Raw genomic sequence first — 25571 nt, 5'->3', positions numbered from 1 at the left:
CAACTCTTTTCTGGGTTACGCAACCACTGGTGAATTGAGAAGGGAATCTTGGAGTGTTCTTAAAGCGCTATTTCAACTGGGTCTATTTCAAATAAAGAGTTATTTCAACAGCGCCACAACAGTATGACGACGAACATTCGCTTGTGCATTCAGCGCTTGGAACGTCGAGCTGAACTGACCGGAAGTGGCCATAAAGCCATCGAGTTTCGCATTCACATCAGCAACACTTAACTGTTTGGATTGGCTCTGCACAGTACGCATTTGCGAGTTCAACTCCCCGTGAAACGCTTTGGCTTCTTCCAAGCTGGTTTGCACTTGTCTTATGTGCTGATTCACTTTGGCGATGGTTTGCTTGATTCCATCACGAGAGCCTAAATCAAAGCTCAACTCAGCGATGCCATCCGGTTCTGATTTTAGGTTCAGAACATTCGCTTGTCCTGCAGGAAAACGATGACCTTCCCCCGTCACTAGCACCTTTTGCTGCATTTGTTGATATGCGGTATCGCGCGCTTCAAACAAAATGGTGCCGTCTTCTGCCAGTGACGCTCGCATGCCCATCGCAATCAAACTGCGGTCGAGCATTTTCACGGTGCGCGCACCATCGGCTTGACCATCAAATTGGATCATCACCGATTGGCCTTGCGGAAAGTCTAAACGGATTTGCTCGGCTTTCTCACTCAAACGATGCACGTTCAAACCGGGAATGGAGAAACGGCGAATATCCGCTTTATCCAGTTTGAGGTGCAGTTCGTTATCAATCACTTTCTGACCGTCAAAGCGTGCCTGTTCAACCACTTGTTGAATCGACGCTTTAGAACGTACTAGCCCTTCTTGCAAAGCGGGAACGTTCTGCACGCCTTGATTGACAGCTTGGGTCAAACCTCGCTTGATTTGAGTCAGCTCTTTACCAATCACTTGCAACGACTTAGAGGCGATTTGCACCGCAGTTGCTTGTTGCTGGCCTTGAGTAAGCTGAATACCGGAAACGGAATAGGCTGACGCGGTGTCAGCCTGAACTTGCGTAGGACGCGGCTTAATCGCACTGCTCGAATCCGCTGAGCGGGTTGGCATGATAGAGGCTTGTTCTTGCCCACCTAAGCGTATGCTATGGGGTCTTACCTCTACTGTGCTCATCACCATACAAAACTTCCTTAAATACGATCAAACAGGTTGAGATCGTTGATCTTCACGTAGCTAGCTTGCGTTGCTTGTAACGCCGCCATGTAGTTGCTCAAACGTACTGACGCCTCACCGTAATCCAATGCCGATAAGTCACTGGTCACCTTATCAACGAACAACTTGTTTTCACCGTGTGCGCTGTCCATTAGGTCGAGGTTGTTATGGCGGCCACCAATTTCTGTCATCGCCCCCAGTACGTTCGCCAAGGTATCATCAATGGTAGATAAGCTAGCGTCTACTTCCGCTTGAAAGTTCGGACTCGGGTTCTCAAATTCTGCAATCAAAGCATCGATTTGGTTCAATACGTTATCGCCACCGCCAAGCTCCAGAATCTCTTTCGCCGTCATATTGGAATCCATGGTCACGCCCTTTGCGACGGTGACCACGCGCTTATCGCTGTTGCCATCAACTTGGTACGCACCACCAGCATTGCTCACCGCGGGCGTATCCGTCTGAGTGCCAGAAAACAGGTAGTGGCCTTCCTCGTCTTGGGCGTTGAATGAAGATTCAATCGAGTCACGGTAGCTTTTAAGCTCAATGATCATGCCGCTACGGTCTTCATCGGTTAATGTGCCGTTCGCTCCCCAAAGCACCAAATCACGCACACTCTTCAAGCTCTCGTTGACCGAATCCAAATGGGTTTCTTGAGCAGAAAGCGTGGTTTTCAGGTTGGCAATATTACTTTGGTACTGGCCGATCGCGCTGTTTTCACGCTCAAGGTTCAGCAGCTTAATCGACGCCATAGGATCGTCAGAAAGCTTGGTTAGTCGGTCACCCGTGGCCATTTGTTGAAGAACATGCCCCAAACCTGCGTTATTGGTTTGCAGGCTTTGCAGCATCATTTGGCTAAATTGACTGTCACTGATTCGCATCTCGGGTTCCTTTTAGAATAACTGCAATACAGAGTCGAAAAGCTGGTTAGCGGTGCTAATGACTTTCATGTTGGCGTTATGTGCGTTAGCAAATGTCATCAGATTCGCCGCTTCTTCATCGCTGTTCACCGCACTGACGTTGTCGCGCGCGGCATGCGCTTGTTTGTTCATTGCCGCTTTAGCTTCATAATCCGCTTCTGCTTGGCGTGCTTTGATCGCCGTTTCACCGACCATTGCGGTGAACGCATCGTTTAAGCTCAGTGAGCCATAGCCAGTGACTGAAACCGGCTTATTGCTCAGTTGAATTAGGTCATTCAACACATCTGCATTACCCGGAGTGCCATCGCTGGAGAACGCTAATTCTTCCGCGCTGATATCAGTAATGGTGAGGCTCGCTGCTGGGTTTGCCGGATCGTAGCTAAACAATGGCTTGCCCGGATTGCCGTTGAGATCTTTCCCTGTTGCCAGCACAGCGTTGTATTCATCCGCCAATGCTTTTGCCATGTCATCCAAAGCGACTTGGTTTGGCTTAAGCACTTCGGTTTGATAATCGTTAATCGCGCCTAACTTGCCACCTACCGAATGGTCAATGACAAAGCTTTGCGAGGCGAAATCGACACTCAAATCCGCAAGGTATGGGTCGCTTGGATCTGGCTTCGCTGTCAGCTGACCATAATCCGAACCCATTACCAAAGGCTGACCAGAAGCGAGTGTCACCTGCATGCTTCCGTCTGGTTGGTCGGTAGTTTTGATTTCAACGATTTGAGAAAGCTCGCCAATCAGCACATCGCGAGTGTCCATCAATTGAGCCGGATTGCCGCCTGTGCCTTGCATCTCTACGATCTGCTTGTTCACATCCGCAATGTTCGCCATCAAGCTGTTGGCATGGTTCAACGCCGCAGTGCGCTGGTCACTCATGTCTTTATGCTGATTATGAAGGGACTCGGTTAACGTATTGAAACGACGCGCCAGCGCTTCCGATTCATTAATGATCTGCTGACGGTATGGGATTGATTCTGGTTTTACTGTGGCATCATTCAGCGCAGCATTGAGGGAATCTAACCCCGCAGAAACACTGAATCCATCCGCGCCAAGCGTGTTCTCAAGCTGGCTCATAGCGGTGGTATAACCCGCCGAATACGCCGCTAAACTGTTGGTAGACCACGTTTGCTTCACCAAGAACTGGTCTGTGACACGGCGAATACTCGTCACTTCAACACCCATGCCAGGGCTGAGCTTGTTGTACTTACCGTCACCAACAGACGCGGTTAGCGCTTGTTGTCGGCTGTATCCCGGCGTGTTGATGTTTGCCACGTTTTGCGCGGTCACATCCAACGCCACACGGTTCGCGTTTAAGCCTGAAAGGGCGATATTAACAAGGTTCATTTACAGCTCCATTTTCCTGATCAGCGGCTGAGTAAATGCGGTCGTCATTCCGGCTTCACCGAGCACTTGTTTAACAGAGGCGACCGCTTGTAGCGTGGGATTAACTGCGTCGGTCTTCATCGCGATTTCATCGTTTTCAAGTTGTGACGTGCGTTCAAGGCTGACCACTTTTCCATCGTTCGCCGGAGAGACATTGCGTGATTGGTCGAACGCCACTTCGCGCATTGAAGGGCTCAGTTGCTGGATCAGCATATTGGCGATGCCGGAGTTCTGTTTTTTTGCCAATTCCATCGCCAATTGCCCATCGTACATATCGCGAAACACGCCTTGTTGTTGGCTAGCAAACGGGCTGTCTTTGTCGGCCAATACATCACTGCTGCTGCGCATTTGGCGTAGCACCATTTGTAGGAACATCGCCTCGAATTGACCCGCAACCACTTCAAGAGCACCTTCTTGATCGCGGCTTTTCTTGATGCTCGCTAGGGCGCTGTTTTCGTGATACAGCATGGTATTGAGTTGTGCTTGATCGCCGCTCGTATCTAACTTCATCGCTGACTCCTTAAATCACCACTAGCTCAGCATTCAGCGCGCCCGCTTCGTTCAATGCTTGCAGGATCGACATCAGATCCGTTGGCGTTGCGCCTAAACTGTTTACAGCATTGACGATGGTGTTCAGTTCCGTACCCGGAGGCCAAATCACCATTTGCGCTTGCTCTTCGTTTACTTCGATTTGGGTTTGATCCACGACTTTGGTTTCACCATCAGCAAACGCGTTCGGTTGGCTGACTTGTTGAGATTCGGAGATTCGAACAGTCAAGTTGCCGTGGCTTACTGCCGCTTCACCAACCTTAACGTTCTTACCAATCACCACCGTGCCCGTTCGGGAGTTGAAGACGATTCGAGCTGGTTTACGACCTTCTTCCACACTCATTTCTTCCAACATCGACATCATGGTGACACGCTGTTGAGTGTCCATCGGCGCACGCATTTCGACGCGCGCTTTGTTGATGGCTTTCGCTACGTTTGGACCAAAAGTATTGTTGATTTCACGGGCGATATTCTTCGCTGTCGTAAAGCTAGGCTTGCGCAGATTCAACGTGATTTCGTCACGCTGATTAAAGTCGGTTTCGATTTCTCGCTCTAGCGTTGCTCCATTGGGAATGCGACCCGCAGTTGGCGTGTTCACTTCAACCTTTGAGCCGCTTCTGCCTTCGGCTGACAGACCGCCAACAACCACGCTACCTTGAGCAATGGCATACACTTCACCATCGATACCGCGCAGTGGCGTGAGCAGTAACGTACCGCCACGTAAGCTTTTTGCGTCACCTATAGAAGAAACCACTACATCCAGTGTTTGCCCCGGTCCCGCCATGGGGTCAACGGATGCAGTAACGCTCACTGACGCCACGTTACGTAATTTCGGGTTCATGCTGTCATCAATCTGAACACCAAATTGGCGCAGCATGTTGGTAATCGATTGAGCGGTGAATTTCACTTGGTTACGGTCACCTTGACCGGCCAAGCCCACTACTAAACCGTAACCGACCAATTGGTTTTCTCGGATGCCCTGCACATCCACCAAGTCCATGATCGGAATTTCCACTTCGGCTTGTGAAGTGGCAGGAAGTCCCAAGGTCAGAGCCAATAGGAAAGAAGTAAAGAATGCGTTGATTGGCTTCATTAGAATGGTACCCATGGGCTGTTGAAGAACTGAGTCAGCCACCCAGCGGCGTTGCTGTCGGCTAATGCACCACGACCAGCGTAGGTAATGCGAGCATCCGCAATACGTTGAGAAGACACTTGGTTGCTGCGGTTGATGTCATCAACGCGCACAATGCCTGTTAGGCGAATAAATTCGTCGCCTTGGTTGAGTCGGAGCCACTTTTCACCGCTAATGCGAAGCACACCATTTGGCAGTACCTCATGCACCGTTACAGTGATCGCCCCTTGTAACTTGTTGCCTTGCGAGCTGGACGCACTGCCATCGAAGTTGCGGCTGCCATCAATACTTACGCCCAACTCATCTATGGTTTTTGTGCCAATGGTTGGCGCGGCAAAGTCTACCGTTGAGCTTTTGCCAAACTGTGTGCCCGCCTTCTTGCTTGAAGAGGTTTCTTCAGAGAGCTGCACGGTCAAAACGTCACCGACTCGGTAGGCTCGGCGATCTTGAAATAACGTCATGGTGTATTGGTGACGATAAAGGCTACCGGACTTTGCCTCTGGCAAGGTGTAATCCAACACTGGCGGCGCGTATTCGTCTGTGTTTGGCTCTGGCGGAATAAACTCATCACGACCTGCACATCCCACCAGCAACACGACGGCAACTGCCCAACTCTTCGAAAGCCATTTCATTGCTTTTTCCTTCATCATCACCAATTTCTTACTTACATCGATTGCGCGACAAACTTCAGCATGTCGTCTGCGGCAGAAACTACTTTGGCGTTCATCTCGTACGCGCGTTGAGTAGTGATCATGTCGACCATCTCCTCCACTACCTGCACGTTCGAGCCTTCTAAAGCGCCCTGTTTGATGCTGCCCGCTCCGTCTTCGCCTGCAATCAATTCATCCGCAGGGCCACTTGCTTCTGTCTCACGGAACAAGTTACCGCCAACGGCTTCTAAACCCGCTGGGTTGATGAACTTCGCCAGCGTGATTTGACCCAACTGCTGTGGCGTTGGGTCGTCAGCCGATGTGGTTGTTACCGTGCCATCCACACCCACAGAGAACGAAATCGCGTTGTCTGGGATTTGGATCTGCGGCTCTAGTGGCAAACCTTGGCTGTTGACCATCAACCCCTCTGAGTTGATGTGGAACTGACCATTACGCGTGTACATGATCTGGCCGTCAGAGTTTTCGATCTGGAAGAAGCCTTGCCCCATCACCGCTAAATCCAACTCTTGAGTGGTGTTTTGTGTGTTGCCTTGGGTGAAGACTTTCTGCGTACCGACTACGCGAACACCAGAACCAAGCTGAACACCGCTTGGCAGTTCATTCACTTGGTCGACTTGCGCGCCCGGTTGACGCTGAATGCTGTAAAACAAGTCTTCAAACACCACGCGGTCACGCTTAAAGCCGACCGTGTTAACGTTCGCTAGGTTGTTAGAGATGGCAGTCATTTTGGTATCTTGAGCTGCCATGCCCGTTTTACTTACCCATAATGCTGAATGCATTGGTTATCTCCTTTGGACGTGAGAGGGTTATCTCGCCGCCATCAATTTGTTTCCGGCTTGCGCCAAGGTTTCTGCTGTTTTCATCATGCGGACTTGCATTTCGAAGTTACGTGTCAGCGACATCACACTCAGCAACTCATCAATGGCAGACACGTTACTGCCCTCAATGTGCTCTGGAGAAAGCTGCACGGTTTCATCCGCAGGGAAGGGCACGCCATCTACGCTATGCAGCAAGCTGTCGCTCTCTTTTTGCAACTGGTTGATTGGCGGTTTCACCATCTTCAAGGTGCCCACTTCCACTTCTGCACCACCACCGGGAGGAATCACAGAGACACGGCCACGTTCACTGATTTCAATCTTCTGAAAATCAGGCACAACGATTGGTCCGTTTTCACCGACAACAGGGAAACCGTTGATACTCATTGCACCAAAGGTATCGACTTTGATGTTGCCCGCTCGGGTGTAAGCTTCATTGCCAATTGGTGTTTCAACGGTGAGGTAGCCCTCGCCCATGATCGCCACATCCAGAGGACGACCGGTTTTCATGATGTCGCCAGAATCAAAACGCGTTGCGGCTGAGTTGGTCACCACCATAGTACGGCCATCAAAGCCCGCACCTTGTAGCTCAACGCTGCGAACGCGTTCCATATCGGCACGGAAACCTGCGGTGTCAGCATTCGATAAGTTGTTCGAACGTACGTGCTGAGCCTTAAGAACTCGACTCGCACCCGACGTGGCAGTAAATAACAAGCTATCCATGCGACTCTCCCATTACACCGCGTTGAACAGAGCTTGAGTCAGCTTGTCATTGGTCGAAATGGTTTTCGCGTTCGCTTGGTAGTTACGCTGCGCCGTCATGAGCGCAACCAGCTCGCTGGTTAAGTCAACGTTTGAGCCTTCTAGTGCACCCGGTGTTAAGTCACCCAATGTGCCTGTACCCGGAACACCCATGATTGGCGCGCCTGAGCTAAAGCTTTGTGTCCAAGCCGTGCCGCTCACTTTCGATAGACCTTGCGTGTTAGCAAAATCCGCAAGCACAACCTGACCTTGCAACTGAGACTGACCATTGGTGTATGTGGCGTAAACCATGCCGTTGTCTTCCACTCGAACGCCCGCAAGCTCACCTGAGGTGTAACCGTTCGGGTTGTTAGTGCTCACGCCAAACGCAGCGCCAAACTGAGTGCTGCCGTTCAAGCTGATATCAATGCTCATTGCGTTTGCGCCCGCAGCTGGGAATGCAACGTTGAAAGAACCTGTTGGAGAAGCTAGCGTGCCGTCAGTATTGAATTGAACCGTTTGAGCCGTTGCTGGCGTCGTCGGTGCACCGTCGACTTCCACGTTCACTTGCCATTCGTTATCTGATGTCTTCGTGAAGTACTGAGTGACTGTGTGCGAGTTGCCAAGTGAGTCGTACACCTTCGTGGTGTAAGAAGAGTTGAATGAGTTTGGATCGGAAGAATCGAATGGGTAAATCGCTTGGTCGACTGCCGTTGCGCTCGCATCAAAGTTCGCCACAAAGTCCAGATTGTCGGTCGCTTTTGCGTTAAGTGAAGAGGTAGAAACTTTGATGTCGCCAACAGAGCCAGTTTGAAGGTTCGCATTGTTGTCTACGCTGTAACCTTGCAACTTGGCACCGTTATTTGCGGTCACAAAGTTGTTCTTATCAGTGCCAAACACACCGGCGCGAGTGTAAAGCATCTGACCCATGTGATCTTTCGTCACGAAGAAGCCGCTGCCGTTGATCGCCAAGTCCATTGCACGGCCCGTGCCTGTCACCGAACCATTCTTATCGAAGTTCTGAGAAATCGACGCCACTTCTACGCCGCCAGGCTGCATGCCGTTGTAAACCGCTGCAAATTCTGTGCGGCCACCTTTAAAGCCGTACGTTGATGCGTTGGCAATGTTGTGGCTGATGGTGTTTAACTCTGTGTTGGTCGCGTCCAGACCACTAAGTGCGATGTTAAAACTCATAAATAACCTCTGATTTCCTTATTTGGTTAAGCACCAAACTGAGTGATTTGATAGAAAGGAACGTTGCCAACGCCTTGAACATTGACCAGTGCCGCGCCACCTGAGCTAGGAATTCGTACCTGCTCAACCGTGCCTGCCAGCAAAACATTTGGGCTCTTTTGCCCTTCTTGAACTTCCACCGCAACGGTGTATTTACCCGGTTTCAAACCAAGATCTTCTGGATTGATCGAGAATTCGACGTCACCCGCACCGTGTGCACCTAAAGGCACTTTGGTTGATTGGCCGAACTCATCTTTGACGACTAACGTCACTTGGTTCGAACCGTGTTCTAGCTCGACCTTGCCACTTTGCACGCCTTCACCAAGTTCAAATTCATTCGAAGAGACGTACACGGTCTGACCAACCAAGCCTGCCGTTGAAAGCACCTGCATGTTGTCGAGCAATACCATGCTGTTTTGCATCAGCATCGACATGTTTTCTGTACTTTGAACTTGCGAAAATTGCGCTAGCTGGCTGACATACTCAGTACCATCAAGCGGGTTCAGCGGATCTTGGTTTTGAATTTGCGCCACCATGAGCGAGATAAACTCGTTTTGTAGTGACGTTGCACTGTTCATATCCGACGGGTTCGCTGAAATGCCGCCCGTATCACCACTAGCGGTCGTTGCGACTGGTGCGTCAGAAGAGAGCGCAGTGTATTGTGCGAGACTCATTAATTACCCTGCCCTAGTCGAAGCAGACCTTGCTGCATGCTTTTCACATTCGTCAGCACTTCCACATTGGTTTCAAAGCTGCGCGTTGCGGACATCATGTCGGCCATCTCTGACACCACATCAATGTCTGGGTAGTACACGTAGCCTTCGTCGTTCGCTAACGGGTTGTTAGGTTCGAAGCGTTTTTCTGCCTGACCCGCGTTCTGCACCACATCTACAATGCGCACTTCCGCATTCGGATAAACACCGTTTTCTGTCGCCATCTGCGTTTTCTGATACACAGTGGCAAACACAGGTTTGAGTGCTTTGTAGGCATCATCCGGATTGGCAGACACCGCATCGGCGTTGGCAAGGTTACTGGCTACCGTGTTCAGGCGAACAGTTTGCGCCGTCATCGCCGAGCCAGTGATCGAATAGATATCAGTAAATGACATGTTTAACGTCCCTCAATCACTTTCGCCAAGCCACTGAATTTCATGTTGAGAAACGTCAGGCTGGTTTGAAAGTCCATGTTGTTTTGCGTGAACTTGGCTTGTTCAACGCCCAGTTCCACAGTGTTGCCGTCTTTGCTGTTTTGGTAAGGCACCGAATATTGCGCCTCAACCTGAAACTTCGGCACCGGTTTGTTCACACTGCCCGCTGACATTTGGTTCATCACGGTGGTGAAACTTAGGTCCTTTGCCAAGTACCCAGGGGTATCAACATTTGCTAGGTTACTGGCGAGGACTTTGGTACGCTGAACGCGAAAATTGAGTGCCTCTGGATGTACACCTAACGCATTTTCGAATGTGATCGCCATGCATCTTTCCTTAAAGTCGGCTCGAATACGCCAAGATCAAAACAAGATGCATGCCATAAAATTTAGTTATATATATCAATGAATTACAAACAAGGAAGGAAGCCTCGCTTCCGGTTTACGGAAACCATTCAAGCCAAGGGGAAAGGTCGATTTTCCTCAATCATGCTGCTTTGCGGTTTGGCTTTGAGTGCAAGCTCAGTCAGTGCTTTAGCGAATGAAAAAAACCTAACCGCAGACGAGTTAGAAGCCATTGTCGGCGAGCAGTTTGAGCAAGAAGTGGCGCAAGTAGCACACTCACGTCAATGGGGAAACTACCAACTCGATTATCAAATATGGGTGCCAGGTTCTGCCAATCATCTACCGGTTTGTGACGCCCCTTTGGCAATCACAGGACGCGATAACCGCCCGTTACCTGTTGGCAATTTAAAGCGTGCTGTCAGTTGTGAAGCGGTGAGCTCTCCATGGCGCATCAATGTCACAATCAAATCGGCGGTGACGCTTCCTGTGCTTGTCGCCACCAGCACAATTGACCGAAACGAAACCCTCTCAGCCTCAAACTTAAAATCAGAAACACGCACAATTTCGCGCCAAGACGATTTCTTCACAAAAGCAAACCAAGCCATTGGCCTTGAAACCACCCGCCGCATTCGCGCAGGCCAAATCATTGACCCAACCAACTTAAGTTCGCCGCCATTGATCGAGAAAGGCAACGAAGTGATCATCATCGCCAGCAAAGATGGATTTAGTGCCAGCACCAAAGGGGTCGCTTTAGAACAAGGTAAAAAAGGTCAGCAGATTGAGGTAGAAAACATCAGTTCTGGCAAGGTGATACGCGCTGTCGTAACGGGGCTCAATCAGGTGCATACCCAATTTTGATTTTGGACTCAGGTTATCATTTTTCGATTTAGGCACTCGTCAGCGCAGGTGAACTTCGAGTACAAAAAATAAATATTTAATGTTCATCACACCCTAGTCGCCTATTCGATTTAGAACATGATGATTGAGGACAACAGCATGAAAATCGACAAAGTCGCGGGCGGTCATGTCCCACAAACTAAATTCCAGCAGGCGAGTAAAAAGCCAGTCGACACCATTGCACAGAGCAAAATTAACGAACCGGCATTTCAAGCGAACACAGCTGCGATCGATCGCGCTCAAGCAGAAATGAAATCCCTGCCAGACGTAGACATGGCAAAGGTTGAGCAAATTCGCAATGCGTTGGCACGTGGTGAACTGAATCTAGATACCAAAGCATTATCCAAAGCAGTAATGCAATTTCACACCGGTCACGAGTAACGCAGCGCGTTAGGAGTCATGCATGGCAACGGCGGCATCACAGCATATTCAGCAGTTTGTTCGTTCTATTTCCGAAGACATCAAACTCTACCAGCAATTGTTGGGGCTGATTCAACAGCAAAAAGCACTGTATTTGAAGTTCGATGGTGAGGCGCTAAGCGAGAACATTCAAAAACAAATGCCGATTTTGAATCAGCTTGGTCGTTCTGCAAGTGAAAGAAGCCAGTTAATGCGTAAGCTCGGATTGCCTTGTAATGAGACCAGTGTGAATCGTATTTTCAATGCCTTGCCCGCCAAGATTGGTACGCAAGCGAGAAAACAATGGACGCTGTTGGAATCCTTGGTGAAACAATGCCAACAGGACAATCAGAGCAATGGCCAAAGCTCTGCAGCGTTCCAAGAGTTAGTCAGTCAACTCAAACAACCTGTGCAACACACTTATGAAGAGCGCTCGTTCTAAACAACGATTCTCGCCTTGCCTGCAGAGTCTACCGCCATCCCGGTCGATTGCTGTGGGCTTTTTTGTTTTGTGCGCAATGTGCTTGTCTCCAATGACGATGGCCAAGCCGCATGAAGTCACTATCAGTCAGCAATATCAAGTGCTCGCGCCATATCAAACGCAAATTAGCCAACGTCTCGATTCCGTTAGCCCGCTTCTCGATCATATTTTCAAACAGCTAAAGCAAAAGTCTTTGCCCGCCAACTTGGTGTTAGTGCCCATGCTGGAATCATCTTACAACCCGAAAGCAGTATCACACGCCAATGCCGCCGGTTTATGGCAACTGATTCCTGCTACAGCGACGCGCTTTGGCTTGCAAGTGAGCGATAAGCAAGATGAGCGCTTTGATACTAAAGCCAGCACTCAAGCCGCCATAAGATATTTGGAATTTCTGTATAACAAGTTTGATCAAGATATTGCGCTCACTCTGGCCGCATACAATGCAGGAGAAGGTCGCGTTGCACGAGCCATCAAAAAAGCAGACAGTCGAGATTTCACGGCACTTACTTTGCCCAAAGAGACTCAGCAATACGTTAATCGCTTTTACGCATTGGAACGTTTGGTAAACATACAGCAATTGCGTACCGATTCTTTCCAGCCATTACTTTTGTTTGCAAACCAATCCTCCATCTACGCCGAACCGCTTATAGACCTTAGTCGATTACCCCCACTCGTGGAATTGTGAACACTCTCACTAAATTCCACCAATGTCAGAAGCACGTAAAATTACAAGATCCTGTTCTGCCAATTTGCAAACTCGTGATCTCGATGCAAACGCGTGCATAAAAGTTACGGTAATGTATCTCAAAGATAAGAAAGAGCAGTGGTTTGCTGATAATTTACCAACTTGCACTTGTGTATTGGCTAGATATCCATCACATTATGTGTGCAAATAAAGTGAAAACCAATAGTTAGACCTATTAATTATTTACACAACAAATATAAAGCCGCTATTGTTTTCACAGATTGATACAAAAAACAGAATATCGAGATGACGCTTCGCTTGCGCGTCTGGAATAAGTCCGGGTTCCGGGGGGGAGCTCGGACTTTTTTTATTGCTTGGAAGTTACAATTTTGATCTGAGGAGGGTTACAACAACTCTTTTGCGATAAGTTGTAGCAAGAAGGTTTCGCGTTCAATGCTCATGCCTTTCTTCGGACTTTCTGCCATCGTCTTTTCATTGTGCGCGATCGCGTCGTGAACATTCATCCAAACTGGGCGCATGCCGTTCTTCACTTCGTAATCTTCATAAGCCGTTTCACCTAGCTCACGGTCAATTTTGCACGTGTAGCAATAAGACGTCATGTGCATCACATCGGCATCGTCTTTGTACCAAGGACGAAATTCTTCGAAGATACCGTAAGGCTTGATGTTGTGAATGTTCTTCGCACCCGTTTCTTCTTCCAACTCACGAACCAAACCTGCAATCACATCCTCACCGTCATCGATGCCACCGCCAGGCAGGGTGTAATCGTGGTAACGCTCTGTGTAAAGAAGCAGGACATCTTCACCATCTAATACAATGGCGCGCGCCGCATTGCGTTGGAAGATGATTTTGTCATCCAGATGTTCGATATCTGGGTGCGTGGTGGTTTTCAAATGTCTCATCGCAGATTCCGCTGTGAATGTTTTGCGCGCATACTACCGAAATTCATGCGCATTCCCAAGTTTCAATTTGAGCACGTCTGAAACAAATATAGGCGAACAGTGAGCAAATTCTAAAATTGCACAGAATTCCCTTACAAGCGTCGTGCTTTTAACAAACATAAGACAATATTTTTCTGAAACTCTCCTATAATCAACACACTACTCGTTAATCCCATGCGGAGATCAAGAATGAAAAAGACAACTTTAGTAACGGCAGTGGCAGCAGCGATGGTGTTGGCAGGTTGTTCAACTTATGAAGGTGCGACTCGCTCAAATGAATACACATCAGCAGCAAACCCAGCAGCGGTATACTGCGTACAGCAAGGCGGCGAGCTAGATACAGTAACGGAAAATGGTGAACGCGTAACTTACTGCCAACTGTCTGAAAACGAGCGCTTTGAGCAGTGGGAATACTACCGCAACAACCACAAAGAAGATGGCGAGTCGTAATAGGGTCTGTTGATCTTTCGCGGTTAAATTTTGTTCGAGATAAAATCGTTTTAGGCGAGGCAAGGATTATGCTGCCTAGTCATTCTAAGCAAATACTCCTTAACGAAGCATAAAACGATTTTAGCCGAACCCTTTGGGCAGCGTTTGTTGGCCATTTCTACTGCGTTATCAACTTCTCATGTAGGCTAGCTACACAGCAAAGTCTCTGCCTTGTATAAATATCCAACAATTCGCTGCAAAAATCAGCTCGAAAGGTCAACAGACCCTAATAGTTAACATTTACGCAATCTAAGATTACAATTTTATCAACAAAGGAGCGTTAAGCTCCTTTTTGTTTACCGTAAATTTCCCTACATTCTGATACTTAGCCCTTTATCCACCAGCCTTACCGCATAGCGATACGATATCGAACGGCGTTTTATTCTGACATTCCCCTGACATTACTTTCCAAGTGGTCAATAAAATCCCTTGCACACATCACGAAATTTCACGTTTTTTCCACATTTTTATCGGAGCGGGTGGTCAGGATGAAAACAAATACTGTTAAGCAAGCCGAATCGGCACAAACGAACGTCATTACAGAAGAATCAAAACGCATCATCTATAAGTCGATGCTAAGTGCACTCACCATTGTTGCCATCAGTATTTTAGTCAACCTAAGTATCCGAGTGGACTACGTTTTATTAGGTTCTTCATTGGGCGAAACCTCTATTACTGAAACACTGCAATTGATCATGCTGGCGGTTGCATCTTGGTCTTTCTTCCGCATGTCTAAACAAGAGACTCATGTCTCACATGCCGCGATACTTATTTCAGGCTTTTTTGCGGTATTGATGATCCGTGAAATGGATTACTGGTTTGACATGATCCACCACGGTTCTTGGGTCTTTCCTGCCCTTGCGTTAGCGGCACTGGCTTGTGCGAAAGCTTACCAAGGTGGTAAAGGCACCGTGAACGAAATGGCAACCATTCTACAATCACCTTACATGAAGCTACTTATCGGCTCAGTGATCTTGTTGTTGGTGTTCTCTCGCCTGTACGGCATGGGTAGCTTCTGGCAACACGTAATGGGCGAGCACTACGTACGCGATGTGAAAAACATCTCAGAAGAAGGTATGGAGCTGTTGTGTTATAGCCTAATCGCGCTAAGTGCCGTACGCACACGTCGCGAACTTAAGCGTCAGTAAGTTGAAGTGGCTTAACTAGCTATTCGCTTCGGGGTCAAGTTGCAGGTTCAACGTCGTTAATATCGGATGAAACACTGCTAACGCTTGCTCTGCTGCAACCACTGAATCATCAAAGGCCGTCATTTCGATGGCCTTTTTCATCTCTGCAATTTGCCCTCGCACTTCAGGCTCTAAATCGAGCGCTTGAAGCTTTTCTATCGCACTAAGGCCAATGTCTAAAGGCTTTGCTCGTACCTCAGCGAGATCACGTTCAAAGGCGCCACGCTTAACTCCCTCTAGATACACGCGGTAAGTCGTGAGTTCATCAAACAACAAAAATGCTTCCGCTAAAACGCCTGTACTAGGGTAAGGCACACTCACATGGTGTGAGAGGTCGAGTGAAATGTTGAGCTTTACGCCCATTTCTGCACAGCGCGACTTCAATACGCGTAATAAACCCTGTTCATCCATTAAGGTTTGAATCTCGATGATGCGCTCTAGATGGTAGTCATTGGAGAGTAAAGTGACGTCAATGGTTTGCCCTGCCTCGCAAAGGCCACTTCTCAATAACTCAGCAGCGGCATTTTGCATGTTCTGCACCGTATTGAGTGAACGATTCTCGATGATGACCTGCTGCTCAGGAAAATCGATTTCCCTAGCCTTAGCTAACTGGTAAAAGTAGCGGTACATCGCACCCGCTTCTGAGACGGTTTGTCCTTGGGTCACACCGCCACAAAAAACCAAGGCAGTCGTCTCAAAGCAAAATTCGTTTAAAACATTCAACAGCGCTTCCACGCGTGAGCGACCTTCAGCACTTAACTGATCGTGCACCAACCGCTTACCTAAAATGATCACTACCTTATTTAACTTCATTACCCAGATCTCAATTACTCATACTTTAGCGAACAATTTGTATACAAAAATCTGCTTTGCCAATACTCTCACAGGTATTAACATCTAATTAACAATGTCATTTTAGAGACCTGAATAAAGGTCCGTAGAGAAAGGAAGTCAATTATGCTGTCGATTTTCGATATTTTTAAGGTCGGTGTCGGTCCATCTAGCTCCCACACCAATGGCCCAATGCTCGCAGGTTACCATTTCACTCAATTACTTAGCGACTCTATGGCGAAAGTGCACAAGGTGCAAGTTGACCTTTACGGTTCTTTATCGCTGACTGGCAAAGGCCACCATACAGACCGCGCTACCGTCCTTGGTTTAATGGGCAATAAACCCGATACCATTAAAATGACCAGTGCAAAAGCGGCGCTACAACATACCATTGAACATGGCACACTCTCGGTTGCAGGTGTTCATGAGATCGTGTTTAGCTATGATCACGATATTGTCTTCCACAGTGATAACCTTCCTCTTCATGAAAATGGCATGACCATCACGGCTTATGATGCTTCTGGTGATCAGGTGGCGTTTGAAACTTACTACTCTATTGGTGGTGGCTTTATCGCTACGGCAGCGGAACTGGAACACGGCAGCAATGATGCTCAAGTTGAAGTACGCTTTCCGTTTTCTTCTGCCGACGAAATGTTGGAAAACGCAGAGCTCAATGGCCTCAGTCTAGGAGGCATGATCCTACAAAACGAATTGGCTTTTCGCGAACAGGAAGAGATCGATCAAAAAGCTGAGCAGATCTGGAAAGTGATGTCGCTGTGCATGCAACGAGGCTTTGATACCGAAGGCATTCTCGAAGGCGGGTTGAACGTAACTCGCCGAGCGCCAAACCTACTCAAAAAACTCGAAGCCAATGCGGCAGTCGAGAACGATCCAATGGAGATCATGGATTGGATTAACCTGTTTGCTTTCGCAGTGAGTGAAGAGAATGCTGCAGGTGGTCAGGTAGTGACGTCACCAACCAATGGTGCTGCCGGTGTTATTCCTGCCGTGCTTATGTACTACCATCGCTTCATTAAAGAGCTCGATAACAAGCAACTGAAAGACTTCTTAGCCGTGGCGGGGGCAATTGGCATCTTGTACAAAACCAACGCTTCCATCTCAGGAGCAGAGGTCGGATGCCAAGGCGAAGTCGGCGTATCTTCTTCGATGGCGGCCGCAGGCTTAACGGCACTGCGTGGAGGCAGCAATGAGCAAATCTGTATTGCCGCAGAGATCGCCATGGAGCATTCACTTGGCATGACTTGTGACCCAATTGGCGGTCTGGTTCAGGTGCCGTGTATTGAGCGAAACGCGATGGGCGCGATGAAGGCCATTAACGCATCACGCATGGCACTGAAACGCACCAGCAAATGCCTTATTTCATTAGATAAAGTTATCGAAACCATGTACCAAACGGGCAAAGACATGAATAAGAAATATCGTGAGACATCACTTGGTGGACTCGCGGTGATTCATATGGCCCCACCATGCGAATAGCATACTTTATATCAGTTATTGCTAATTAATACTTTTCATTGTTGGCGGACAAAATTCCGCCAACGCCTGTTTTCTTATCAAAAACCACCTTATTTACTCAAACTCTCCCGTCTGTTTATTATTTCAACGACTTTTCAAAACCTTAAAAACCATATGAGAACAATCATCTTATAAATTGTTACTTTTTGGTCATTTATTCACATAATTTCTAGTTGATCTAGAACAACACATTAGTGAGGCAAACGTTTCGCATTAGAAATTTTAGTGCATTAAATCCAGTTTATGCGACAATTGTTTCAATATGTAACATAGCGTTTAAGTAACATTTAACAGAAATAATAACTACCTTTCTCGCAATAGTGAGTATTTAATTATGTGGAATAAACTAAATAAATCTATGATGTTCTGCCAAATGATGTTTGGCTTATCATTTTACGGCGTGTTAGTCAGTCTGACGCGTTTCTTCTTAGAGGATCTGAATTACAACGAAGCTGATACCATGATGATCGTCGGTGCATTTTCGGCGATTGGCCCTCTATTTGCGATTGCTGGCGGCTTTATCGCTGACAAATTTTTAGGTGCTTACCGCTCTCTATCGATTGCCTTCTTAGCATTCGCATCTGGCTACGTACTGCTTGTTCTTGGTGCTTCGGCAACCAACGTACCGCTTTCAATGTGTGGTATCGCGCTAGCAAGTTACGGCCGTGGTTTAATGTCTCCTTCTTACCCTAGCTTGTACAAACGTACCTTTAAGTCACAAGAAGACTTCGAGAAAGGCTACCCAATTAACTACTCAGTGAACAACGTGGGCGCTTTCCTAGGCCAATACTTATTCCCTATGATTGTGCTTATCATCGGCTTTAATGGTGGTTTCACTATTTCAGCAGTGATGGCTGGTGCAGCATTGGTGATGCTACTTGTGTTCCGCAAAGGCTTGGTTGGCGTTGCTTCTGATCTGGATCGTCAAAGCGTAAGCATGAAGAACTGGATTTTCTTCGCGATTATCTCAGCGGCGATGATTGCACTGGTATTCTTCATGTTCTCTAACATGGATATCGGTCAAAACATCGTTTACGCCATCGGCGGTGCAGCGATTCTTTACTTTGTTTCTTTGATGTTGAAAGCAAGCAAAGCAGAATCATTGAAGATGGGTACTATCCTTATCGTTACCTTCCTAACCACGTGTTTCTTCGTTTACTACGGTCAAATGATGACTTCAATGAACATGGTAGCGATCAACACTCTGAAAGGTTCTCTATTTGGCTTCATCCCACTAGAGCCTGAAGCAGCAATGGCAATGAACCCACTATGGTGTATGGTTGGTGGCCCTATCGTTGCTGGCTTCTTTGGCATGCTAGAAAAACGTGATATTCACCTATCAACCGCGACTAAGATTGCATTGGCATTCGTGCTAACCGCTATCGCATTCGGCATCCTAACGTTCGCGGTAACGACTGTTGGCGAAGACGTTATCATCATGCCTGAAATCTTCCTAGCGATTCACTTCTTCCAAGCAATTGCGGAAGTTATCGTAGGTTCAATGGTAGTTGCGTTCATTCTATCTGTGGCACCTAAGCACATCGAAAACTTCTCAGTAAGCTTGTTCTCTGTAGCAATCGCACTAAGTGGTATCGTTGGTGCTGCGTTCTCTACGTCTATCGCACTAGAGAAAGGTCAAGAGATCACCCAAGAGATCGTACAACACGTTTACGGCGAATACTTCCAACTGCTGACTATCCTAGCGGTGGTAATGGTGGCTATCGCACTTGGTGCATCGTTCATCATTCGTAAGATGCTTGAAGCAGCAAAACAAAGTGAAGCTGAATTGGAAGTGGTTGAGCAAAACTAATTCTCTCTCAGCAGCAAACGAAAAACGGAAGCCAAGCGGCTTCCGTTTTTTTATCGACAAAGAAGAAGGATAGAGAAATCATTAAGCGGTTAAAGTAACCATCAGATAACCGTTGAGTGCCAGTACCAAAGTAACGATAACCATACCGACATAAGAGACCCATTTGTTATTTTTGAACTCACCCATCAAGCGTTCGCTGTTGGTAAAGATAAGCAATGGGATAATCGCCAACGCAATACCAAAGCTCAACACCACTTGGCTCATCACCAAGATATCGGTGGTGTTCATGCCTAAACCAATCACCACAAACGAAGGTGCCATAGTAATAAAGCGTCGTACCCACATTGGAATAGAGAAGCGGACAAAGCCTTGCATCACCACCTGACCTGCCATTGTTCCAACAACGGTAGAAGACAGGCCTGAAGCAATCAACGAAACACCAAACAACACAGATGCGGCTTTACCTACCAATGGCGTTAGCGTCATGTACGCTGTTTCAATTTCCGCCACATGTTGGTTGCCTGAGTAATGGAACACGGCAGCAGCCATCGCCACAATTGCGATATTCACAAAGCCTGCAATTACCATCGCAATCAACACATCAAAGCGAGTGGTGCGAAGGCGAGTTTTGGTGCTTTCGCCATAGCTGTTTTTGAACAGTGCAGAATGAAGATAGATCACGTGAGGCATTACAGTCGCGCCTAGAATACCCGCAGCAAGGTAGATTTGATGTGAATCCGTAAAGGTTGGAGTCAGCAAACCTTTCACCATTTCACCGCCCGCAGGGTGCGCAAAAAACAGTTCAGCAATGTAGATAACCGCCACCAACATCAAAAGTGAACCGATCACGACTTCTAGCGGTTTTTGACCTTTCTGGTTAAGCATCAAAATCATCACGGTTGCTACCGCAGTGATCATCGCTCCTTCCATTAAGCTAATTCCAAACACCAACTGAAAGCCGACTGCTGCACCGATAAACTCGGCAAGGTCTGTCGCTATCGCGATGATTTCAGCTTGGATCCAGTAGAAGCCTACCGCCCATTTGTTTGGTAAGTGGTCACGTAGATGCTCCGCTAGATTTTTGCCTGTAACGATACCTAGCTTGGCGGATAAATACTGAATCAACATCGCCATTAGGTTTGCCCATAGCACTACCCAAAGAAGCTGGTAACCAAATGAAGATCCTGATTCAATATTTGTCGCAAAGTTGCCTGGGTCGATGTAACCAATCGCGGCAATAAACGCCGGGCCTAACATCAGCATTTTGCGTTTGATTTTGTTGAATGCCGAAACTTTTGATGTTGTGGCGGCATCTAAATGTATGGATGCATTATTTATCGATACATTACTCATGACGATATTCCTCTCTAGTCGATGAGAAGAATCATACGCCCACCCAAATGAGAATCAATATCATTTAGGTGCACAAAAACGGTAATTAAGATTTCAACAATTAATTTTTAATTATCGATAAACAAAAGCTATCAAAGATTTCTGTTGAATTTGGCTTGCCATCGACCAAAAACAACAATGCCGCGTTAGACGCGGCATTGAAAGCGGGGGATGGTTTCGATTACTTAGTCGCGACGGCCGCGTAATTGAATCGGTTGGTTGGAAGCGTCTGTTTGAATCATCACACCACCGTAAGTAGCGTCATTACGACCTTTAAGAGTCAGGTTAGAATCCGCACGCTCCACATTAACTTGGTTTGTTTGGCTAGTAGCCATATCAATGGTACCCGTGTATGAGCCATCGCCAGCGAATGCTACATTCATTGAACAAGCCATTAAGCCTACTAGTGCGATTAGTTTTTTCATACGTCACCTCGATTATTTGTGGTACATCGTTTCGATGAAGAAACTGTAGCAACAGTTCCAAAGTAGCACGAGGAAAACCCGAATTTACCAAATGGAAATCCTCGGTCAAAAAACGCTTTTCTGCCATAAACTTAGAATTGACCATCCCCTGTCTTTTTTTATGACAGGCGGAGTTATGATGCCGTGGCAACGTTGGCTGGAGTAAAAGAATGACAATGAATCTGGATATGCAAAACGTTTTGGTATTAAAGCGCATGTATGAGCTGCGTAATGTTCGTTTAGTGGCAGAATCGATGGGGAAAACCTCAGGTGCCATCAGTAAGAACTTAACCAAGATGAAAGCGCAACTGGACGATCCTTTGTTCATTCAAACCAAAAATGGCTTTGAGCCGACCTCGTTTGTCGAAGCCAACATGCCTCATTTTGAGCAGATTCTAGCAAGCGTGGATGCCATCAAACCACAAGAGTTTTCACCCACTCACTTTACTGGTGAAGTATCCATTTACGCCAATACCCTGTTCTGGGATCGCTTTGGCGACAAACTGTACATTGAACTTATCAAGCAAGCACCTAACGCGAGATATGCGTTTTTAAGATGGGGAGCAGATGCCCGTAATCGAATCATCGATGGTGAAAACGCTATTGCAATTCACTACTTTGATGAAGACTTACCTCAGTCAATCGCTCAGAAAGAATTGGGGAAAGGAAAAGCGGTGTTCTTTGTGCGAAACGACCATCCAGCACGAGACTTCCAATCATTAAGTGACTACGCCTTACTACTGTTCAAAACGCCGGGGTGGAATGATCATAAATACCCATTGCTCGATCGTTTAAAGAACATTGGTTTCGATGTCACGCCTAAAGTGGAAGTGGAGCACCCCGCAATGATTCATAGCATCATCATGCAAACCGATCATTTTGGGATCACCATGAGCGGTAATGTTCCAGAACGTTGCCGTAGTATAGATTTACCAAACGGGTTGGAGTTGGGTGTTAGCTTTGTTATGAGTTGCCGTCGCTCTCAGCAGCATGACCCGCAAAATCAATGGCTATTCAATGTCATCCAAACGATCATCGCGAAGCATTCAAAACCCGATTAAAACGGTGCTTCACCTAACACACCGAGTGTGATCGCTTGGTGATGTTTCTTAAGATACTCAATGTCTTGTAAATAAGCCGTATGGTGGCAATCATCCATGTTCGCTTGAAATTGCGCATCGCCAGTGGCAGCAGACGTACGCATAAAGTCTACCAGTGCAGTCAAACGCAGCGTCATCGTATCCACCAGTTCTTCTCGCTCTAACCTTGAACAACCATAGGCGTCACAGAAACGCTTTGCTCGTTTAATCTGCTCTTCAAGCGTGCCCATTTTGTCATTTTCATCGGTCTTAAATGGCGCCCAACCATAGACTGAAAAAGCCACATCCCAAATTCTTGGAGCTGGGTGTGCCGTATCAAAATCAAAAATGCCCACGACAGCGCCATCCTTTAACGCAACGTTATAGGGCATAAAGTCGCCATGGCAGATGACTTCGTGTGGCAAGCGAGTTGGCAGCATCCAGTGGCAAACTTCATCTTGATGTCTGAAAAGGAAGTCTTGAGAAGCATCATGCAGTTGTCGGAGCAGTTTTGCTGCCGAAGTAAGAGCCGAGAGCGAAGCAATCTCTCCCTGCAAAGGATAGTTATAGCTTTCTCCATCGACGAAGGTCAGCAACTCTTTTCCACCTTCAATTGACACCGCTTTAGGACAAGCATGAAAACCGTTGGCATGAAGATGATGAAGTAATTGATGAATGGTTATGGTCCAAAGACTTGCAGGTCGGCTGACCAAGTCTCCTTTACGATAAATAGCCCCTTCTCGGCCACCTTGTAACGTTTCCATGACCCCTCCTTGAAAAGTCGAGCAAACCGCTCATGAGTAACGACGACTTGAAACGTATTCGCTTTATACCATTATACCCAAGTAACCTCGAGCGGCTTAGGTCAATGAGTTAACCCATATCATAAACTGTTCAATAACCATTTGGTAAACGCGTCAACATGTGGTTTTTCTCCGTGTTTGACCATCATATAATGCGCACCACGGCTCGGCATGGACCACTCTCCTATGCGAACCAAGCTTCCTTGTCGCAGATGTTCGTCAACCAAGAAGTCTCTCACCAATAATACCCCTAACTGATTCACCGCCGCTTCAATCGATAATAAAGAGTGCTCGAATTCTGCGACCATTGGAGCCAGCCTCCCTTGATAACCATGATAAGCAAACCAAGATTGCCATGTTTCCTGATACCCACCCGTCGCCAGCTTGGCAGTATGTGCCAATTCAGACAAATTCGACATTGGGTTGAGATGTAAGAAGCCAGGACTGGCTACCACAATCCAGTTTTCATCCGTCAACTTTACAGCTTGTTTTGACTGCCAGTTCCCATACCCGTTGATAATTTCGACATCGGCAACATCGCTGCTACTCGGTACAGCATTGGCCGTCGTCGAAATCTTAAACCGAATATCAGGGTACTGACGATGAAAATCGGCTAGGCGTGGTATCAACCACTGGACACAAAAACTGTGTGCAACATGTAAGGTTAATTGAGTGTGCCTTTGACGTGAGAACAAGTGCAGAGTCGCTACAGAAAGACTTTGAAATACATGACTAACGACAGGCAAATAATCGTGTGCGGCTTGTGTCAAAAGTAGCTTAGCTCCATTGCGCTCAAACAAGGTCGCATCGAGATAAACTTCCAAGGATTTCACTTGCTGACTGACGGCAGCACGTGTGACATTGAGTTCTTCTGCCGCTTTGGTAAAGCTTTGTAAGCGTGCTGTGGCTTCGAACGCTTTAAGGGAATTTAAAGGTGGTAAGTTTTGCATGTCAGGCTCCACGCGAACAAGTAAGAAAATACTATGACGGGGCTGTGACAGATAAATGAAAGGATACAAAAAAGCCAGCGTTAGACGCTGGCTTTCAAAGTAGCTAATTCAATAAAGAATTATTGAGCAGCTTCTTCAGTTTGGTATTGGAACGCAGGAACAACAACTTCTACACGACGGTTCGCTTCACGACCTTGACGAGTTTCGTTGCTTTCTACTGGGTTCGCTTCACCCATACCTTTAACAGTCATACGGTCTGCTGCGATACCTTCAGCTTGGAACTGGTCAGCAACTGCTTGTGCACGCTTTTCAGTTAGCTCTTGGTTGTAAGCTTCAGAACCTGTTGTGTCACTGTAACCACTGATTTCAACTTGAGCTTGTGGGTAAGTGTTCATTAGCTCAACAGTGCCGTTTAGAGAAGATGCATCTTGTACTTCTGCACTTTCTAGGCCGAACTGTAGAGTTGTAGTTTGAGCTGGGTACTCGTTTTCAACGATGCGAGTCGCTGGACGAGTTTCAACTACTTCTTCTTGAACTACTGGCTCAGAACCGAACTTGTAGTTGAAGCCAATACCGAAGAAGTCTGCGTCCATATCGTTGATGATGTCGTCAGACATATCTTGGTAACGTTGGTACTCAGCACGTAGGCTCCAGTTGTAGTTGATTTGGTATTCGGCACCTAGAGAGCCAGTTGGTACGAAATCTTTCTCGTCACCAGCCATCATGTATGCAGCACCTACTTTAGCAAATAGGTTCCAAGAATCTGTTAGTGGTAGGTTGAACTTAGGAGCAAGAGTGATTGCCCATAGGTCGCCATCTACTGTGTTTAGACCAGCTTTGTTGAAGTTAGCTGTGAAGTTACCTAGGTAATCAACGCCGTATTCAGCAGCAACGTATTCGTTGAAGTTGTAACCGATGTGCATGCCAGCTGCGAAGCTATCGTCATCACATGGAGCGTCAAGGTGACAAGCGTCGTTTAGTGCGTTGTAACCTAGTTTACCGCCAACGTAAGTATCAGCAAGAGCAACATTCGACATTACGCCACCAGCTAGAATGGTAGCCACTGCAAGAGCGATTTTTTTCATTATTTTACCTTTAATGCGAAGGCGACCCGACTACTATCCACAACTATACAGCTGCCATCACGCAAGTCAGAACCTACACTGTTTCGAGTGATTAAAAACTATGCCATTGGTCTCAATCAAAACGTCATCAGACATCTGGAATGAGCACTTATCTTCAAGCATTTTTCTCAGAGCTCAGATCCGAAACGAGCCTCCGATTGTTTGGCGCATTCCGAATGATTCAGAGCACAAACAAAACGGACAAACCGTTCCAAAAACAGAACACCAAAATGCGAATTATCCTAAGCTAGGCGCAATAGTACATAGCAGCTATATTTTATTTTTAGCTACTGTGCCTACAAAGGGCGCTAAAGCATAAGATTGCTAAATGATTGAGATGAGATAACTTTTGTGACATAAATCTCAAAACAGAC

At 47.1% G+C, this 25571-nt stretch carries 28 protein-coding genes; 9 read left to right on the top strand and 19 right to left on the bottom strand.

Annotated features, from left to right (window positions below; genetic code table 11):
- Positions 1-99: 99 nt before the first annotated feature.
- The 12 genes from ATB76_RS00645 to flgB are packed head-to-tail and all read right to left on the bottom strand — an operon-like array spanning position 100 to position 10090.
- The gene (locus tag ATB76_RS00645; RefSeq protein ID WP_042599909.1) at positions 100-1140 is read right to left on the bottom strand and encodes a flagellin; all 1041 of its coding nucleotides are present in this window, start codon (positions 1138-1140) and stop codon (positions 100-102) included.
- Positions 1141-1151: 11 nt separating this feature from the next.
- The gene (flgL, locus tag ATB76_RS00640) at positions 1152-2051 is read right to left on the bottom strand and encodes a flagellar hook-associated protein FlgL (RefSeq protein ID WP_042599911.1); all 900 of its coding nucleotides are present in this window, start codon (positions 2049-2051) and stop codon (positions 1152-1154) included.
- A 12-nt stretch (positions 2052-2063) separates the two neighbouring features.
- Complete coding sequence (gene flgK, locus ATB76_RS00635; protein ID WP_042599912.1) at positions 2064-3437, bottom strand: flagellar hook-associated protein FlgK; 1374 nt, start codon at positions 3435-3437, stop codon at positions 2064-2066.
- Positions 3438-3986 carry a rod-binding protein gene (locus tag ATB76_RS00630; protein ID WP_061034387.1) on the bottom strand — a complete coding sequence of 183 codons (549 nt, stop codon included), beginning with the start codon at positions 3984-3986 and terminating at the stop codon, positions 3438-3440. It abuts the gene before it with no gap.
- A 10-nt stretch (positions 3987-3996) separates the two neighbouring features.
- A complete protein-coding gene (locus ATB76_RS00625; protein WP_038895878.1) occupies positions 3997-5118 on the bottom strand; it encodes a flagellar basal body P-ring protein FlgI in 1122 nt (373 codons plus the stop codon).
- Entirely contained in the window at positions 5118-5789 is a 672-nt protein-coding gene (gene flgH / locus ATB76_RS00620; protein WP_039975823.1) for a flagellar basal body L-ring protein FlgH, read from the bottom strand. The genes ATB76_RS00625 and flgH overlap by 1 nt, the downstream gene beginning before the upstream one ends.
- 32 nt (positions 5790-5821) lie before the next feature.
- Positions 5822-6607: a flagellar basal-body rod protein FlgG gene (gene flgG / locus ATB76_RS00615; protein WP_005432423.1), complete on the bottom strand. Its 786-nt coding sequence runs from the start codon at positions 6605-6607 to the stop codon at positions 5822-5824.
- Positions 6608-6634: 27 nt separating this feature from the next.
- Entirely contained in the window at positions 6635-7366 is a 732-nt protein-coding gene (flgF, locus tag ATB76_RS00610; RefSeq protein ID WP_005435899.1) for a flagellar basal-body rod protein FlgF, read from the bottom strand.
- A gap of 12 nt (positions 7367-7378) precedes the next feature.
- On the bottom strand, positions 7379-8578 hold the full coding sequence (flgE, locus tag ATB76_RS00605; RefSeq protein ID WP_005535960.1) for a flagellar hook protein FlgE: 1200 nt from the start codon (positions 8576-8578) through the stop codon (positions 7379-7381).
- 26 nt (positions 8579-8604) lie between these two features.
- Positions 8605-9291, bottom strand: coding sequence for a flagellar hook assembly protein FlgD (gene flgD / locus ATB76_RS00600; protein ID WP_061034386.1), 687 nt, complete (start codon positions 9289-9291; stop codon positions 8605-8607).
- Complete coding sequence (gene flgC / locus ATB76_RS00595; protein WP_005432431.1) at positions 9291-9725, bottom strand: flagellar basal body rod protein FlgC; 435 nt, start codon at positions 9723-9725, stop codon at positions 9291-9293. Before flgC ends, flgD begins: the two co-directional genes overlap by 1 nt.
- A gap of 2 nt (positions 9726-9727) precedes the next feature.
- Positions 9728-10090: a flagellar basal body rod protein FlgB gene (gene flgB, locus ATB76_RS00590; RefSeq protein ID WP_005432433.1), complete on the bottom strand. Its 363-nt coding sequence runs from the start codon at positions 10088-10090 to the stop codon at positions 9728-9730.
- 78 nt (positions 10091-10168) lie between these two features.
- Between flgB and flgA the strand changes: the two genes are divergently transcribed.
- From flgA to ATB76_RS00570, 4 genes are all read left to right on the top strand, one after another.
- Positions 10169-10966: a flagellar basal body P-ring formation chaperone FlgA gene (gene flgA / locus ATB76_RS00585; RefSeq protein ID WP_081094879.1), complete on the top strand. Its 798-nt coding sequence runs from the start codon at positions 10169-10171 to the stop codon at positions 10964-10966.
- Positions 10967-11104: 138 nt separating this feature from the next.
- Positions 11105-11386, top strand: coding sequence for a flagellar biosynthesis anti-sigma factor FlgM (gene flgM, locus ATB76_RS00580; protein ID WP_027726655.1), 282 nt, complete (start codon positions 11105-11107; stop codon positions 11384-11386).
- 22 nt (positions 11387-11408) lie between these two features.
- On the top strand, positions 11409-11846 hold the full coding sequence (flgN, locus tag ATB76_RS00575; protein WP_009705036.1) for a flagellar export chaperone FlgN: 438 nt from the start codon (positions 11409-11411) through the stop codon (positions 11844-11846).
- A gap of 46 nt (positions 11847-11892) precedes the next feature.
- Entirely contained in the window at positions 11893-12570 is a 678-nt protein-coding gene (locus ATB76_RS00570) for a lytic transglycosylase domain-containing protein (RefSeq protein ID WP_061034743.1), read from the top strand.
- A 404-nt stretch (positions 12571-12974) separates the two neighbouring features.
- On the opposite strand, the gene ATB76_RS00565 is transcribed toward ATB76_RS00570, so the two are convergent.
- A complete protein-coding gene (locus ATB76_RS00565) occupies positions 12975-13493 on the bottom strand; it encodes an NUDIX hydrolase (RefSeq protein ID WP_005443683.1) in 519 nt (172 codons plus the stop codon).
- 228 nt (positions 13494-13721) lie between these two features.
- Here ATB76_RS00565 and ATB76_RS00560 point away from each other — a divergent pair, with 228 nt between their 5' ends.
- Positions 13722-13982: a DUF333 domain-containing protein gene (locus ATB76_RS00560; protein ID WP_038876511.1), complete on the top strand. Its 261-nt coding sequence runs from the start codon at positions 13722-13724 to the stop codon at positions 13980-13982.
- A gap of 527 nt (positions 13983-14509) precedes the next feature.
- Positions 14510-15169 carry a hypothetical protein gene (locus ATB76_RS00555; protein ID WP_038868264.1) on the top strand — a complete coding sequence of 220 codons (660 nt, stop codon included), beginning with the start codon at positions 14510-14512 and terminating at the stop codon, positions 15167-15169.
- Positions 15170-15184: 15 nt separating this feature from the next.
- Here ATB76_RS00555 and ATB76_RS00550 read toward each other — a convergent pair whose 3' ends face one another.
- A complete protein-coding gene (locus ATB76_RS00550) occupies positions 15185-16021 on the bottom strand; it encodes a YdcF family protein (protein WP_061034385.1) in 837 nt (278 codons plus the stop codon).
- Positions 16022-16165: 144 nt separating this feature from the next.
- Between ATB76_RS00550 and ATB76_RS00545 the strand changes: the two genes are divergently transcribed.
- Complete coding sequence (locus tag ATB76_RS00545) at positions 16166-17536, top strand: L-serine ammonia-lyase (RefSeq protein ID WP_042604894.1); 1371 nt, start codon at positions 16166-16168, stop codon at positions 17534-17536.
- 373 nt (positions 17537-17909) lie between these two features.
- Entirely contained in the window at positions 17910-19385 is a 1476-nt protein-coding gene (locus ATB76_RS00540) for an MFS transporter (protein WP_038876517.1), read from the top strand.
- Between the two features lie 81 nt (positions 19386-19466).
- Here the strand turns inward: ATB76_RS00540 and ATB76_RS00535 are convergent, their stop codons facing one another.
- Both ATB76_RS00535 and ATB76_RS00530 read right to left on the bottom strand, forming a co-directional pair.
- Positions 19467-20738 (bottom strand): Nramp family divalent metal transporter, encoded by a 1272-nt coding sequence (locus tag ATB76_RS00535; protein WP_038868255.1) that lies wholly within the window; start codon positions 20736-20738, stop codon positions 19467-19469.
- A 224-nt stretch (positions 20739-20962) separates the two neighbouring features.
- Entirely contained in the window at positions 20963-21202 is a 240-nt protein-coding gene (locus ATB76_RS00530; RefSeq protein ID WP_009705043.1) for a hypothetical protein, read from the bottom strand.
- A 209-nt stretch (positions 21203-21411) separates the two neighbouring features.
- Here ATB76_RS00530 and ATB76_RS00525 point away from each other — a divergent pair, with 209 nt between their 5' ends.
- The gene (locus ATB76_RS00525; protein WP_045498363.1) at positions 21412-22302 is read left to right on the top strand and encodes a LysR family transcriptional regulator; all 891 of its coding nucleotides are present in this window, start codon (positions 21412-21414) and stop codon (positions 22300-22302) included.
- Here ATB76_RS00525 and ATB76_RS00520 read toward each other — a convergent pair.
- The 3 genes from ATB76_RS00520 to ATB76_RS00510 form a co-directional block, all read right to left on the bottom strand.
- A complete protein-coding gene (locus ATB76_RS00520; RefSeq protein WP_061034384.1) occupies positions 22299-23084 on the bottom strand; it encodes a phosphotransferase in 786 nt (261 codons plus the stop codon). The genes ATB76_RS00525 and ATB76_RS00520 overlap by 4 nt on opposite strands.
- 119 nt (positions 23085-23203) lie before the next feature.
- The gene (locus ATB76_RS00515; protein ID WP_042599923.1) at positions 23204-24073 is read right to left on the bottom strand and encodes a LysR substrate-binding domain-containing protein; all 870 of its coding nucleotides are present in this window, start codon (positions 24071-24073) and stop codon (positions 23204-23206) included.
- A 119-nt stretch (positions 24074-24192) separates the two neighbouring features.
- Entirely contained in the window at positions 24193-25158 is a 966-nt protein-coding gene (locus ATB76_RS00510) for an outer membrane beta-barrel protein (RefSeq protein WP_042599924.1), read from the bottom strand.
- Positions 25159-25571 lie beyond the last annotated feature (413 nt).

It is taken from the genome of Vibrio sp. MOR3, from assembly GCF_001557775.1.
Lineage (GTDB): Bacteria > Pseudomonadota > Gammaproteobacteria > Enterobacterales > Vibrionaceae > Vibrio > Vibrio jasicida.
This window is presented reverse-complemented; position numbering and strand designations above follow the sequence as displayed.

Excerpts from the sequence above, each read along its gene's own strand:
- ATB76_RS00645 (WP_042599909.1), bottom strand. The coding sequence starts at position 1,140 with ATGGTGATGAGCACAGTAGAGGTAAGACCCCATAGCATACGCTTAGGT.
- flgL (WP_042599911.1), bottom strand. The coding sequence starts at position 2,051 with ATGCGAATCAGTGACAGTCAATTTAGCCAAATGATGCTGCAAAGCCTG.
- flgK (WP_042599912.1), bottom strand. The coding sequence starts at position 3,437 with ATGAACCTTGTTAATATCGCCCTTTCAGGCTTAAACGCGAACCGTGTG.
- ATB76_RS00630 (WP_061034387.1), bottom strand. The coding sequence starts at position 3,986 with ATGAAGTTAGATACGAGCGGCGATCAAGCACAACTCAATACCATGCTG.
- ATB76_RS00625 (WP_038895878.1), bottom strand. The coding sequence starts at position 5,118 with ATGAAGCCAATCAACGCATTCTTTACTTCTTTCCTATTGGCTCTGACC.
- flgH (WP_039975823.1), bottom strand. The coding sequence starts at position 5,789 with ATGAAATGGCTTTCGAAGAGTTGGGCAGTTGCCGTCGTGTTGCTGGTG.
- flgG (WP_005432423.1), bottom strand. The coding sequence starts at position 6,607 with ATGCATTCAGCATTATGGGTAAGTAAAACGGGCATGGCAGCTCAAGAT.
- flgF (WP_005435899.1), bottom strand. The coding sequence starts at position 7,366 with ATGGATAGCTTGTTATTTACTGCCACGTCGGGTGCGAGTCGAGTTCTT.
- flgE (WP_005535960.1), bottom strand. The coding sequence starts at position 8,578 with ATGAGTTTTAACATCGCACTTAGTGGTCTGGACGCGACCAACACAGAG.
- flgD (WP_061034386.1), bottom strand. The coding sequence starts at position 9,291 with ATGAGTCTCGCACAATACACTGCGCTCTCTTCTGACGCACCAGTCGCA.
- flgC (WP_005432431.1), bottom strand. The coding sequence starts at position 9,725 with ATGTCATTTACTGATATCTATTCGATCACTGGCTCGGCGATGACGGCG.
- flgB (WP_005432433.1), bottom strand. The coding sequence starts at position 10,090 with ATGGCGATCACATTCGAAAATGCGTTAGGTGTACATCCAGAGGCACTC.
- flgA (WP_081094879.1), top strand. The coding sequence starts at position 10,169 with ATGAATTACAAACAAGGAAGGAAGCCTCGCTTCCGGTTTACGGAAACC.
- flgM (WP_027726655.1), top strand. The coding sequence starts at position 11,105 with ATGAAAATCGACAAAGTCGCGGGCGGTCATGTCCCACAAACTAAATTC.
- flgN (WP_009705036.1), top strand. The coding sequence starts at position 11,409 with ATGGCAACGGCGGCATCACAGCATATTCAGCAGTTTGTTCGTTCTATT.
- ATB76_RS00565 (WP_005443683.1), bottom strand. The coding sequence starts at position 13,493 with ATGAGACATTTGAAAACCACCACGCACCCAGATATCGAACATCTGGAT.
- ATB76_RS00560 (WP_038876511.1), top strand. The coding sequence starts at position 13,722 with ATGAAAAAGACAACTTTAGTAACGGCAGTGGCAGCAGCGATGGTGTTG.
- ATB76_RS00555 (WP_038868264.1), top strand. The coding sequence starts at position 14,510 with ATGAAAACAAATACTGTTAAGCAAGCCGAATCGGCACAAACGAACGTC.
- ATB76_RS00550 (WP_061034385.1), bottom strand. The coding sequence starts at position 16,021 with ATGAAGTTAAATAAGGTAGTGATCATTTTAGGTAAGCGGTTGGTGCAC.
- ATB76_RS00545 (WP_042604894.1), top strand. The coding sequence starts at position 16,166 with ATGCTGTCGATTTTCGATATTTTTAAGGTCGGTGTCGGTCCATCTAGC.
- ATB76_RS00540 (WP_038876517.1), top strand. The coding sequence starts at position 17,910 with ATGTGGAATAAACTAAATAAATCTATGATGTTCTGCCAAATGATGTTT.
- ATB76_RS00535 (WP_038868255.1), bottom strand. The coding sequence starts at position 20,738 with ATGAGTAATGTATCGATAAATAATGCATCCATACATTTAGATGCCGCC.
- ATB76_RS00530 (WP_009705043.1), bottom strand. The coding sequence starts at position 21,202 with ATGAAAAAACTAATCGCACTAGTAGGCTTAATGGCTTGTTCAATGAAT.
- ATB76_RS00525 (WP_045498363.1), top strand. The coding sequence starts at position 21,412 with ATGACAATGAATCTGGATATGCAAAACGTTTTGGTATTAAAGCGCATG.
- ATB76_RS00520 (WP_061034384.1), bottom strand. The coding sequence starts at position 23,084 with ATGGAAACGTTACAAGGTGGCCGAGAAGGGGCTATTTATCGTAAAGGA.
- ATB76_RS00515 (WP_042599923.1), bottom strand. The coding sequence starts at position 24,073 with ATGCAAAACTTACCACCTTTAAATTCCCTTAAAGCGTTCGAAGCCACA.
- ATB76_RS00510 (WP_042599924.1), bottom strand. The coding sequence starts at position 25,158 with ATGAAAAAAATCGCTCTTGCAGTGGCTACCATTCTAGCTGGTGGCGTA.